Below are 12,593 nucleotides of genomic sequence, written 5' to 3'. Positions count from 1 at the left end.
CCTTAAATCAATTAAACAAATAAAAACCACACGCTATTTCCGGGTTAAATTAATTAAAAAACTTAAAACCATAAAACACATTAAAACCATCTAACTTATTGTGAAATAAATCAAAATTTACCTCCAAAATACTCCTTACGATGTATGCAGCAGGGAAAAAAAGAAATACTCCGTAATAAAAAAACATTCCCTTCAATTGCAAACAAAACGTTATCAGGTTGCTAAACAGAGCAACAAAAACAGAAACCCAGTAACAAATATACCATCGGGGCTCTATTTACTATGTTCGGTAATAATATATTCACGCAAGTTAAACGCTCAGAAAATAAAAAGATGGCGGTTATCGCTCAATTTCTGAAAGAGAACGATTTGAGCGTTGATACCACCGTCGAAGTATTTATCACCGTCACCCGTAACGACCGCTTGATCGCTTGTGGCGGTATCGCCGGCAATATCATCAAATGCGTCGCTATCTGTGAATCCGTACGTGGTGAAGGCTTAGCGCTGACGCTGGCGACTGAGTTAATCAACCTTGCCTACGAGCGGCATTGCACCCATCTCTTCATCTATACCAAAACCGAGTATGAGTCACTGTTTAAGCAGTGTGGTTTTTCGACGCTGACCAGCGTGCCCGGCATTATGGTGTTGATGGAAAACAGCACCACTCGCCTCAAACGTTACGCTGAATCACTGGCGAAACAGCGCCGCGAAGGGAAAAAAATTGGCTGTATCGTGATGAACGCCAACCCCTTCACCAACGGGCACCGTTTTCTTATCCAACAAGCCGCCGCACAGTGCGACTGGCTGCATCTGTTTTTGGTGAAAGAAGATACCTCGCGTTTCCCGTATGAAGACCGACTGGACCTGGTACTCAAAGGGACTAAAGATATTCCACGTTTAACCGTACACCGCGGTTCGGAATACATCATCTCTCGCGCCACGTTCCCGTGCTACTTCATTAAAGAGCAGAGCGTTATTAACCACTGCTACACCGAAATAGACCTGAAAATTTTCCGTCAGTACCTGGCCCCGGCACTCGGCGTTACGCACCGTTTCGTCGGTACTGAGCCGTATTGCACCGTCACCTCCCAGTACAACAACGATATGCGCTACTGGCTGGAGACCCCAACACTTCCCGCCCCGCCGATTGAACTGGTGGAAATTGAGCGGCTGTGTTTCCAGGAGATGCCGATTTCCGCCTCCTGGGTACGCAAGCTGCTGGTTAAAAAAGATCTCACGGCTATCGCATCCCTGGTCCCCGAAGCCACGCTGCACTACTTACAAAGCATGGTTGAGCGAACCTCATCGGCTGCGACAGTCCGCCAAAATACCCCCGCATTAGCAACAGGTGAAAAATGAAAATAAACCAGGCAGCCGTCGCAGGCACTCTCGAGTCCGGTGATGTGATGATCCGCATCGCCCCGCTCGATACGCAGGATATTGACCTGCAGGTTAACAGTAGCGTCGAAAAGCAGTTCGGTGATGCCATCAGGGCCACCATTCTGGACGTTCTGTCCCGCTATAACGTCCGCGGCGTGCAATTAAATGTTGATGATAAAGGCGCACTGGACTGCATTTTACGTGCGCGACTGGAAGCATTACTGGCTCGCGCCAGCGGCATTCCGGCACTGCCATGGGAGGATTGCCAATGATTTCCGATTCTTTACAACAACGTAAATCCCGCACACGCCGCAGCATGTTGTTCGTACCAGGCGCTAACGCCGCGATGGTCAGCAACTCATTCATCTACCCGGCAGATGCGCTGATGTTCGACCTGGAAGACTCCGTCGCACTGCGCGAGAAAGACACCGCGCGCCGCATGGTGTATCACGCGCTGCAGCATCCGCTGTATCACGACGTTGAAACTATTGTACGCGTGAACGCCCTCGACTCCGAATGGGGCATCAATGACCTCGAAGCCGTCGTACGCGGTGGCGCTGACATCGTGCGTTTACCCAAAACAGATACCGCCCAGGATGTCACTGATATCGAAAGCGAAATCCTGCGTATTGAAAACGCCTGTGGTCGTGAACCCGGCAGCACCGGTCTGTTAGCCGCTATCGAATCACCACTTGGTATTACCCGCGCGGTAGAAATTGCCCACGCTTCCGAGCGTCTGATCGGTATTGCTCTCGGCGCAGAAGACTACGTACGTAACCTGCGTACCGAACGCTCCCCGGAAGGTACCGAACTGCTGTTTGCACGTTGCTCAATTCTGCAGGCTGCGCGTTCCGCCGGCATTCAGGCATTCGATACCGTCTATTCCGATGCCAATAACGAAGCGGGTTTCCTGCACGAAGCCGCACACATCAAGCAACTGGGATTTGATGGTAAGTCGCTCATCAACCCGCGTCAGATTGAACTCCTGCACAACCTGTATGCCCCGACGCGCAAAGAGCTGGCTCACGCACGTCTGGTGGTAGAAGCCGCTGAAGCCGCCGCCCGTGAAGGCCGTGGCGTAGTTTCACTGAACGGCAAGATGGTCGACAGCCCGGTTATCGAGCGCGCCCTTCTGGTTATCTCCCGTGCAGAACTTTCCGGCATTCGCGAAGAATAAGGCAAAAAAATGACGCAGAAAATCGAACAGTCTCAACGACAGGATCGCGTGGCGACCTGGAGCCGTCATGCAGAAAGCGAGCTTTCCGCTTATCAGAGCACCGCAAAAGTTGAATTGCAGGCGCAAAAACCGCGCAACAAAAAGCTGTGCGCTAACCTGGAAGAGGCCATTCGCCGTTCAGGTTTACAGGATGGCATGACCATCTCCTTCCACCACGCTTTCCGTGGCGGTGATCTGACGATCAACCTGGTGATGGATACCATCGCTGCAATGGGCTTTAAAAACCTGACGCTGGCTTCCAGCTCCCTGAGCGACTGCCATGCGCCGCTAGTTGAACACATTCGTCAGGGTGTCGTCAGCCGTATTTATACTTCTGGTCTGCGTGGCCCGCTGGCAGAAGAGATCTCTCGCGGTCTGTTGGCTGAACCTGTTCAGGTCCACTCTCACGGTGGTCGTGTACACCTGGTACAAAGCGGCGAGCTCAACATTGATGTCGCCTTCCTCGGCGTGCCGTCCTGTGACCCGTTTGGTAACGCCAACGGTTACACAGGTAAAGCCTGTTGTGGCTCGCTGGGCTACGCTCGTGTCGATGCTGAAAACGCAAAACAGGTTGTCCTGCTGACCGAACAGCTGCTGACCTACCCGCATAATCCCGCCAGCATTACCCAGGATCAGGTAGATCTGATTGTACAAATCGACCAGGTCGGTGATGCTGACAAAATTGGTGCTGATGCCACTCGCATGACCACCAACCCACGCGAATTGCTGATCGCCCGCAGTGCAGCAGACGTTATTGCTAACTCCGGCTACTTCAAAGAAGGTTTTTCATTGCAGACAGGAACCGGCGGCGCGTCTCTGGCCGTTACCCGTTTCCTGGAAGACAAAATGCGCAGCCGCGACATCCGTGCTGACTTTGCGCTGGGCGGCATCACTGCCACCATCGTTGACCTGCATGAGAAAGGCTTAATCCGCAAACTGCTGGATGTACAGAGCTTCGACCGTAATGCGGCAGAATCTCTGGCACGCAATCCAAATCACATTGAAATCAGTGCTAACCAGTATGCCAACTGGGGCTCAAAAGGCGCCTCTGTCGATCGTCTGGATGTCGTGGTGCTGAGCGCGCTTGAAGTGGATACCAACTTCAACGTTAACGTACTGACCGGTTCTGACGGCGTACTGCGCGGCGCATCCGGTGGCCACTGTGATACAGCGGTTGCCGCAGCGCTTTCCATCATCGTCGCACCGCTGGTTCGTGGGCGCATCCCGACGCTGGTTGATAACGTCCTGACCTGCGTAACCCCGGGTTCCAGCGTTGATATCCTGGTCACTGACCACGGTATCGCCGTTAACCCTGCACGCCCTGAGCTGGCGGAACGTCTGCAAGAAGCTGGCATGAAAGTTGTTTCCATTGAATGGTTGCGCGAACGTGCACAGCAACTTACCGGCCAGCCACGCGCAATCGAATTCACCGACCGCGTCATTGCCGTAGTGCGTTACCGCGATGGTTCAGTGATCGACGTTGTGCATCAGGTGAAGGAATAAGCCATGCACCTGCTCCCTGAACACGCCACCTGCCACGCGGTTTCCATTCCTGAGCTGCTCGCCAGCCGTGATGAGAGACAAGCAAGGCAACATGCCTGGCTCGCGCGTCATCACGCGCCATTGGTCTCTTTTACCGTGGTAGCGCCAGGCCCGATCAAAGACAGCGAATTAACCCGTCGCATCTTTAATCACGGCGTCATCGCCTTGCTTACGCTGGCGAAACAATCATCCTGGATTGTCAGGGAGCAAACTTCGCTGGTCTCCGCCAGCGGTCCGGAAGGTCTGTTGTCCATCGAGGCGCCAGCCCACGACCTCAAGCTCGCCACTATCGAGCTTGAGCATTCACATCCGCTGGGACGGTTATGGGACATCGATGTCCTGACCCCGGAAGGAGAAATCCTGTCCCGCCGTCATTTCGCGCTTCCTGCCCGCCGCTGTCTGTTGTGCGAGCAAAGCGCTGCCGAATGTGCGCGGGGTAAAAACCACGCGCTTTCCGACTTACTCATTCAAATGGAGGCACTGCTGCATGATGCCGATTCCCGCAACATCGACGAATAACGCAGTCCTTCCACTGGATCTGCCCGACGCCTACGCCACGCTTGCCTGGCGCGCCATGCTGACTGAAGTCAACTTATCGCCCAAACCGGGTCTGGTGGATCGCATTAATAACGGCGCACATAAAGATATGGCGCTGGAAGATTTTCATCGCAGCGCAGAGGCTATCCAGGCCTGGCTGCCACGTTTTATCGAATACGGCGCATTCAGCGCGCAGTTGTCACCTGAAGATGTACTGAAAGGACTGCGTCCGCTGGGTATGGCCTGCGAAGCCGATATGTTTCGCGCCACCGCCGGGGTGAACACCCATAAAGGCAGCATCTTTTCTCTGGGACTGCTGTGTGCCGCCATTGGCCGCCTGCACCAGCGCCAACTGACTGTTACCGCTGAAACCATTTGCTCTACGGCAGCAACATTTTGCCGTGGCCTGACCGAGCGCGAACTGCGCCAGAACAATCAACAACTCACGGCTGGCCAACGTCTTTATCAGCAACTGGGATTAACCGGCGCACGGGGCGAAGCCGAAGCGGGATACCCGCTCGTCATTCAGCATGCCCTGCCGCACTACCGCGCACTGCTGACTCAGGGCCGCGACCCTGAACTGGCGTTACTCGACACATTATTGCTGCTGATGTCTATCAATGGCGACACCAACGTGGCTTCACGTGGCGGCGCTGAGGGTCTGCGGTGGATACAACAGCAGGCCACCACATTATTGCAGCAAGGGGGAATTCGTACCCCTGCCGATCTCCATTACCTACGCCAGTTCGACCAACAGTGCATCGAACGCAACCTCAGTCCAGGAGGCTGCGCCGATCTGCTGATCGTCACCTGGTTCTTAGCTCAGATTTCGCAAGTTCATCATTATCACAATTAAAGATCCTTTCCGGAGAATCACACACATGTCTTTAGCAAAAGATAAAATATGGAAGTTACTGGCCCCATTGGTCGTAATGGGCGTCATGTTTCTTATCCCCGTTCCTGATGGAATGCCTCCACAGGCCTGGCACTACTTTGCCGTATTTGTGGCAATGATCGTCGGTATGATCCTCGAGCCAATCCCGGCAACAGCGATCAGCTTTATCGCCGTCACGATCTGCGTTATTGGCAGCAACTACCTGCTGTTTGATGCTTCCGAACTGGCCGACCCGGCGTTTAAAGCGGGTAAGCAAGCGCTGAAGTGGGGTCTGGCAGGCTTCTCCAGCACCACCGTGTGGTTGGTGTTCGGTGCGTTTATTTTCGCACTGGGTTATGAAGTCACTGGTCTGGGTCGTCGTATCGCGCTGTTCCTGGTGAAATTCATGGGTAAACGTACCCTGACACTAGGCTATGCGATTGTTATTATCGACATCCTGCTGGCACCGTTTACACCGTCCAACACCGCGCGTACCGGTGGTACAGTGTTCCCGGTTATCAAAAACCTGCCGCCGCTGTTCAAATCCTTCCCTAACGATCCTTCCGCACGCCGTATCGGCGGATATCTGATGTGGATGATGGTTATCAGTACCAGCCTGAGCTCCTCTATGTTCGTTACCGGCGCTGCGCCAAACGTACTGGGCCTGGAATTCGTTAACAAAATCGCTGGCATTCAAATCAGCTGGTTGCAGTGGTTCCTCAGCTTCCTGCCGGTCGGTATTATTTTGCTGATCGTTGCTCCGTGGCTGTCTTACGTGCTGTACAAACCGGAAGTCACCCACAGTGCTGAAGTTGCAGCATGGGCCGGTGATGAACTGAAAGGCATGGGTAAACTGACCCGTAAAGAGATAACGCTGATCGGTCTGGTACTGCTCAGCCTTGGCCTGTGGGTATTTGGCGGCAAGCTGATTGACGCTACCGCAGTGGGTCTGCTGGCGGTCTCCCTGATGCTGGCTCTGCATGTTGTACCGTGGAAAGACATTACTCGCTATAACAGCGCATGGAACACCCTGGTCAACCTTGCCACGCTGGTGGTAATGGCCAACGGTTTAACCCGTTCTGGTTTCATCGACTGGTTTGCCAACACCATGAGCACACACCTGGAAGGTTTCTCGCCTAACGCGACAGTAATCGTTCTGGTACTGGTGTTCTACTTTGCTCACTACCTGTTTGCCAGCCTTTCTGCGCACACCGCCACCATGCTGCCGGTTATTTTGGCGGTTGGTAAAGGTATCCCGGGCGTTCCGATGGAACATCTGTGTATCCTGCTGGTACTGTCCATCGGTATCATGGGCTGTCTGACTCCGTATGCCACTGGCCCTGGTGTTATCATCTATGGCTGTGGTTATGTGAAATCCAAAGACTATTGGCGTTTGGGTGCTATCTTCGGTGTCATCTACATCTCAATGCTTCTGCTGGTCGGCTGGCCGATTCTGGCAATGTGGAGCTAATCCGCGCGCTTTACACATAGTCAAAACACAGAGTTAAAATGATGCCAGTCAGCTAAACCTGACTGGCATTTTTTATGATTAAATAGATGATATTCAGAATTTATATAAGTGTCCGAATTCATCATGACATCAACATGGCGTTCTTTTCCTTTACTGGCAGCGCTTCTGCTGCCGGTTTCAGTAGCCGGGGCCTCCCAACTTGAGGCCAAACAGTACGGCGATTTTGACCGCTACGTGCTGGCCCTCTCCTGGCAAACCGGTTTTTGTCAGAGCCAGCATGAGCGTAATCGTCAGGAGCCTGACGAATGCCGTCTGCAAAAAGAGACTGACAATAAAGCAGATTTTCTGACGGTTCACGGCCTGTGGCCCAGCCTGCCAAACTCAATTGCCGCCCGCGGTGTCGATAATCGTCGTTGGATGCGTTTTGGCTGTGCAACGCGCCCTATTCCCAACCTGCCTGAAGCTCGCGCCAGCCGGAAATGCGCCGCACCACAAACCGGTCTGTCACTGGAGAGTGCGGCGAAGTTAAGCGCCGTCATGCCCGGTGCTGGCGGAACATCCTGTCTGGAACGTTATGAATATGCCAAACATGGCGCCTGTTTTGGTTTTGATCCCGACGCGTACTTCGGCACCATGGTGCGGTTGAACAATGAGATTAAGAGTAGCGAGACGGGCAAGTTTCTGGCGGATAACTACGGCAAAACGGTTAGCCGTAGCGCATTTGACGCCGCATTCGCTAAAAACTGGGGCAAAGAGAATATCAAAGCAGTGAAGCTAAGTTGTCACGGCAACCCCGCTTATCTGACGGAGATCCAGTTTTCATTAAAAGCCGATGCCATCAACCAACCTTTATCATCCCGTTCATTCCTGCCGCAACCGCATCCGGGTAACTGCGGTAAACAGTTTATTATCGACAAAACGGGATACTAAACAGGGAGACCGACGCGCACACCCGGCGTCGGTCTGACGGCTTAACGTTTTGGACGCGCATCCGGACGCACCAGATCAAAGCGATGTGATTCATCAATTGAATAATACGCACTTGGCCCACCTGCACGCAGTACCGGGTGCGCTTTCGCCGTCTGGTAGATGCCCTCTTCCAGCAGCGATTCATCAATGTGGATACCGACCACCTCACCCAATATCAGCCAGGTTTCAACAGGGGTGCCATCTGCGGTCGTCAATTGCAGACTCTGAGATAAACGACACTCAAAATTGACGGGACTTTGTGCCACGCGTGGCACATTAACTAACCGACTTTCGGCTTTGCAAAGCCCTGCGGCAAAGAACTCATCCTCGCCGTGCGGCAGACTGGCCGACGTTTCGTTCATCGCTCTGGCCAACTCAAGGGTGGTCAGGTTCCAGACAAACTCACCTGTTTCGATAATATTCCGCACGCTGTCTTTCCAGCCGCTGCTGGCAAAACCGATAATCGGCGGATGATAGTTAAAACAGTTAAAAAAACTGTACGGTGCCAGATTATGCCGACCGTTACTGTCACTCGACGCAATCCACCCAATAGGGCGCGGCCCAATAATGGCATTGAGCGGATCATGTGGCAGCCCGTGTCCCTGTGACGGTTGATAGAAATACATAGTTTTCTCTGGTGAAGTTAGCCTCTGCTAAGCATAAATTATGCTTCGCTCATCCCCCTGACGGAAGAGGATCAGCGTAGAACAATCCACGAACGATTACGACTGAATAAAGCCGAGTAGATCGGCGTTGATCTGATGTTTATGGGTGGTGCAAATACCGTGAGATCCTCCGGCATACACCTTCAACTGTGCATCTGGTAGGATTTCTGCCGCGACCTTACCGCAGGTTTCAAACGGGACAATCTGATCGTCATCACCATGAATCACCAGCGTCGGAATGGTCATTTTTTTGAGATCTTCACGCAAGTCTGTTTCCGAGAAAGCATGTATACAGTCGTACAATGCTTTAATTGATCCTTGTAAGCCCTGCTCAACAAAACTTTCACGGACAGCCCTCGATTCCTTTGCACCCTGTCGATTGTAGCCATAGAATGCGGCCGTCAACTCATAGAAAAAGGCGGCACGATCGTTCACAACGCCTTCACGAATGCTATCGAACACCTCCCTCGGCACACCATTCGGGTTAAAGTCGGTTTTAATCATGATGGGGGTTACCGCACCAATGAGTACCGCTTTTGCTACCCTCTGCGTCCCATGGCGGCCAATGTAACGAGCAACTTCGCCACCGCCGGTAGAGTGCCCGACATGCACAGCATCTTTGAGATTGAGGTGCGCGGTAAGTTCGGCCAAATCGTCAGCATACTGATCCATATTATTGCCATCCCAGGGTTGGGCCGAACGCCCATGCCCTCGTCTGTCATGGGCTATCACACGAAATCCTTTCGACCCGAGAAACAGCATCTGATCTTCAAACGCATCTGCGGTCAGCGGCCAACCATGGCTGAACACAATGGGCTGGCCGCTTCCCCAGTCTTTGAAATGCAAATAGCTGCCATCTTTTAAGGTAAGTTTGTCGTACTGGCTCATGAGATCTCCTGTCGAGGAACACTGAGTTGTCGTGGCGCGCCCGCAGCGAGCGCTTAAAAAGCATAATGCAAATTTGAGAACGATCACGTTTTTTGCCTCCCCCTTCATCTGCAGCAATATTGATGATTTGCCTGAATGTGAACTAAATCACTTCAAACCAGGGGTAAGTCTCAGTATCATCATAAAAGCTAAACCCTTGCCGCCTGACGGTGAGGGTTTTCTTTTGGGATTATTTACCTGCGCATCCGCAGTATCGACGACATGGAGTAATAAATGTCCAGACCAACTATTATCATTAACGACCTCGATGCGGAACGCATTGACCGCCTGTTGGAGCAACCTGCGTTTGCTGGTTTACCGATAGCGGACGCATTAAACGCTGAACTGGATCGCGCCCAAATGTGTTCCCCGGAAACCATGCCGCACGACGTGGTGACCATGAACAGCCGCGTGAAATTCCGCAATCTGAGCGATGGCGAAGTGCGTGTACGTACCCTGGTATATCCGGCCAATATGACTGACAGCAGTACACAGCTTTCGGTAATGGCACCAGTCGGTGCAGCGCTTCTGGGTCTGCGCGTTGGCGATACGATCCATTGGGAATTACCGGGCGGTACATCGACTCACCTCGAAGTCATCGAGCTTGAGTACCAGCCTGAAGCTGCAGGCGACTACCTGCGCTAACTCTGTCTTATCAAAGCGACTCGCTTTATCTTACAGGGGATGCATCCGCATCCTCTTTCCGCTTCAACCTCTGCTTTCTTTCATTTGCTGCACTTCCTTTTCTCCTGTTCGCAAAACATAAATCTGTGTCGTGACTGACAGAATCATTTTTAATACTATGCTGTTATGTGTTCATGTAATGACAAGGAGAATGTTTATGTACAACACAATCATAATGCCTGTTGATGTATTCGAAATGGAACTGAGCGACAAGGCTGTTCGCCATGCAGAATTTCTGGCACAAGATAAAGGGGTTATCCATCTGCTGCATGTGCTCCCGGGTTCTGCCAGTCTGAGTCTGCACCGTTTTGCCGCTGACGTTCGTCGCTTTGAAGAGCATCTGCAACACGAAGCGGAAACCCGTCTGCAAACGATGGTCGGTCACTTCAGTATCGATCCTTCCCGCATTAAGCAGCACGTTCGCTTTGGTAGCGTGCGTGATGTGGTAAACGAATTGGGTGAAGAGTTGAATGCAGATGTGGTGGTCATTGGGTCGCGTAACCCATCAATTAGCACCCATCTGCTCGGATCTAACGCCTCAAGCGTTGTCCGCCACGCCACCTTACCGGTGCTGGTCGTTCGCTAATAAAAAAAGAGGCTACCTTCCGGTAGCCTCTTCTTCCTACAAACCGATGAAATCCCATTTGTAGGCCCGATATGCTTGTGCTATCGGGTATTTCGCTTCTTTTGCAGGTGAGTCTTACTTTCTTATACGGTTGTGGTGCGAATCAAATAATCAAAAGAGCTCAGAGACGCTTTCGCGCCCTCGCCAGTCGCGATGATGATCTGCTTGTACGGTACGGTTGTACAATCCCCCGCAGCAAAAACACCCTTCACGCTGGTCTCGCACTTGGCATCAATGATGATTTCACCCATGCGGTTACGCTCAACGGCGCCTTCCAGCCAGTTCGTATTCGGCAACAGGCCAATCTGCACAAAGATACCCGCCAGTTCCACATTGTGGATATCACCGCTGACGCGGTCACGATACTCCAGACCGGTGACTTTACTGCCGTCGCCTTTCACTTCTGTGGTTTGTGCATTCAGAATAATGTCGACGTTTTTCAGACTGCGGACTTTATTCTGCAGAACCTGATCGGCTTTCATTTCCGGGGCAAATTCCAGCAACGTCACGTGCTCGACGATACCCGCCAGATCGATAGCCGCTTCAACCCCCGAGTTACCGCCACCAATCACCGCGACACGCTTGCCTTTAAATAGCGGGCCATCACAGTGCGGGCAGTAGGTTACGCCCTTGGTACGATACTGATCTTCACCCGGAACGTTCATGTTGCGCCATTTTGCGCCGGTAGCAATGATGATGCTGCGTGCTTTCAACACCGCGCCGGATGCCGTTTCAATCTGATGCAAACCACCTTCCTGTGCTGCCGGAACCAGCTTGCTCGCACTCTGGCTATCAATAACATCAACATCGTAATCATCAACGTGCGCTTTCAGCGCGCCAGCCAGCTTCTGGCCTTCGGTTTTCGGTACCGAGATGTAGTTTTCGATATCAACGGTATCAAGAACCTGACCGCCAAAGCGTTCGCCCATCAGACCGGTGCGAATACCTTTACGTGCAGAGTACACCGCAGCCGCTGCCCCGGCAGGACCCGAACCAACGATCAGCACATCGTAAGCATCACGCTGATTCAACTCTTCCGCCGCGCGTTTTTCTGCGCCCGTATCAACTTTCGCTACGATTTCAGTCAGCGTCATACGGCCCTGACCAAACTCTTTACCGTTCATATAGACCGCCGGAACGCCCATGACGTTACGGTCGGTAATTTCGTTCTGGAATGTACCGCCATCAATCGCCGTATGCTTGATTCGCGGGTTCAGCACGGACATCAGGTTCAGCGCTTGCACCACATCCGGGCAGTTATGGCAGGACAGTGAATAATAGGTTTCGAACTCAAAATCCCCGTCGAGGTCGCGGATCTGCTCCAGCAGTGACTGTGCCTCTTTCGACGGATGGCCACCTGTCCACAACAGCGCCAGAACCAGAGAGGTAAACTCATGGCCCAGTGGAGAGCCGGCAAAACGTGGCCCCTGGTGAGAACCCGGATTGGTGATCAGGAACGATGGCTTACGTACGGCCAGAGTATTGTCTTCTTTAAAGGTGACTTTTTCTGACAGTTCAGCAATTTCAGTCAGCAGTTCCTTGATTTCTGCCGATTTAGCGCTGTCATCCAGCGTAGCAATCAGCTCAACAGGTTTGGTCAGTTTCTCAAGATAAGCCTTGAGTTGGGTTTTCATATTTGTGTCGAGCATTATTCTTCCCTCTCTGAAAACATCATCATGCAAGCGGCCTCGTTCAGGCAGTCT

At 52.5% G+C, this 12,593-nt stretch carries 13 protein-coding genes; 10 read left to right on the top strand and 3 right to left on the bottom strand.

Going from position 1 to position 12,593, the window contains the following annotated elements; all coding sequences use genetic code 11:
- Window positions 1-282: 282 nt before the first annotated feature.
- The 8 genes from citC (at window position 283) to rna (ending at window position 7,950) form a co-directional block, all read left to right on the top strand.
- Window positions 283-1,359: a [citrate (pro-3S)-lyase] ligase gene (gene citC / locus NNO03_RS18230; protein WP_137384519.1), complete on the top strand. Its 1,077-nt coding sequence runs from the start codon at window positions 283-285 to the stop codon at window positions 1,357-1,359.
- Complete coding sequence (gene citD / locus NNO03_RS18225) at window positions 1,356-1,652, top strand: citrate lyase acyl carrier protein (RefSeq protein WP_005120843.1); 297 nt, start codon at window positions 1,356-1,358, stop codon at window positions 1,650-1,652. The genes citC and citD overlap by 4 nt, the downstream gene beginning before the upstream one ends.
- Window positions 1,649-2,557 (top strand): aldolase/citrate lyase family protein, encoded by a 909-nt coding sequence (locus NNO03_RS18220; RefSeq protein WP_137384520.1) that lies wholly within the window; start codon window positions 1,649-1,651, stop codon window positions 2,555-2,557. The genes citD and NNO03_RS18220 overlap by 4 nt, the downstream gene beginning before the upstream one ends.
- 9 nt (window positions 2,558-2,566) lie before the next feature.
- A complete protein-coding gene (citF, locus tag NNO03_RS18215) occupies window positions 2,567-4,099 on the top strand; it encodes a citrate lyase subunit alpha (RefSeq protein WP_040232565.1) in 1,533 nt (510 codons plus the stop codon).
- 3 nt (window positions 4,100-4,102) lie between these two features.
- Window positions 4,103-4,657 (top strand): citrate lyase holo-[acyl-carrier protein] synthase, encoded by a 555-nt coding sequence (citX, locus tag NNO03_RS18210; protein ID WP_271450173.1) that lies wholly within the window; start codon window positions 4,103-4,105, stop codon window positions 4,655-4,657.
- Window positions 4,626-5,531: a triphosphoribosyl-dephospho-CoA synthase CitG gene (gene citG, locus NNO03_RS18205; protein ID WP_271450172.1), complete on the top strand. Its 906-nt coding sequence runs from the start codon at window positions 4,626-4,628 to the stop codon at window positions 5,529-5,531. Before citX ends, citG begins: the two co-directional genes overlap by 32 nt.
- A 25-nt stretch (window positions 5,532-5,556) precedes the next feature.
- The gene (citT, locus tag NNO03_RS18200) at window positions 5,557-7,020 is read left to right on the top strand and encodes a citrate/succinate antiporter CitT (RefSeq protein ID WP_003022114.1); all 1,464 of its coding nucleotides are present in this window, start codon (window positions 5,557-5,559) and stop codon (window positions 7,018-7,020) included.
- Between the two features lie 123 nt (window positions 7,021-7,143).
- Window positions 7,144-7,950: a ribonuclease I gene (gene rna / locus NNO03_RS18195; protein WP_271450171.1), complete on the top strand. Its 807-nt coding sequence runs from the start codon at window positions 7,144-7,146 to the stop codon at window positions 7,948-7,950.
- 41 nt (window positions 7,951-7,991) lie between these two features.
- Here rna and NNO03_RS18190 read toward each other — a convergent pair whose 3' ends face one another.
- Window positions 7,992-8,615, bottom strand: a complete 624-nt coding sequence (locus NNO03_RS18190; RefSeq protein ID WP_271450170.1) for a flavin reductase family protein — start codon at window positions 8,613-8,615, stop codon at window positions 7,992-7,994.
- Window positions 8,616-8,711: 96 nt separating this feature from the next.
- Window positions 8,712-9,542, bottom strand: coding sequence for an alpha/beta fold hydrolase (locus NNO03_RS18185; protein ID WP_271442584.1), 831 nt, complete (start codon window positions 9,540-9,542; stop codon window positions 8,712-8,714).
- A 273-nt stretch (window positions 9,543-9,815) separates the two neighbouring features.
- Here NNO03_RS18185 and rnk point away from each other — a divergent pair, with 273 nt between their 5' ends.
- The gene (rnk, locus tag NNO03_RS18180) at window positions 9,816-10,226 is read left to right on the top strand and encodes a nucleoside diphosphate kinase regulator (RefSeq protein WP_005120853.1); all 411 of its coding nucleotides are present in this window, start codon (window positions 9,816-9,818) and stop codon (window positions 10,224-10,226) included.
- Window positions 10,227-10,422: 196 nt separating this feature from the next.
- A complete protein-coding gene (gene uspG / locus NNO03_RS18175) occupies window positions 10,423-10,851 on the top strand; it encodes a universal stress protein UspG (RefSeq protein ID WP_005120854.1) in 429 nt (142 codons plus the stop codon).
- A gap of 122 nt (window positions 10,852-10,973) precedes the next feature.
- Here the strand turns inward: uspG and ahpF are convergent, their stop codons facing one another.
- Window positions 10,974-12,539, bottom strand: coding sequence for an alkyl hydroperoxide reductase subunit F (gene ahpF, locus NNO03_RS18170; RefSeq protein ID WP_137384526.1), 1,566 nt, complete (start codon window positions 12,537-12,539; stop codon window positions 10,974-10,976).
- Between the last annotated feature and the right edge of the window lie 54 nt (window positions 12,540-12,593).

This window comes from Citrobacter sp. Igbk 16 (assembly GCF_028069755.1).
Lineage (GTDB): Bacteria > Pseudomonadota > Gammaproteobacteria > Enterobacterales > Enterobacteriaceae > Citrobacter.
This window is presented reverse-complemented; position numbering and strand designations above follow the sequence as displayed.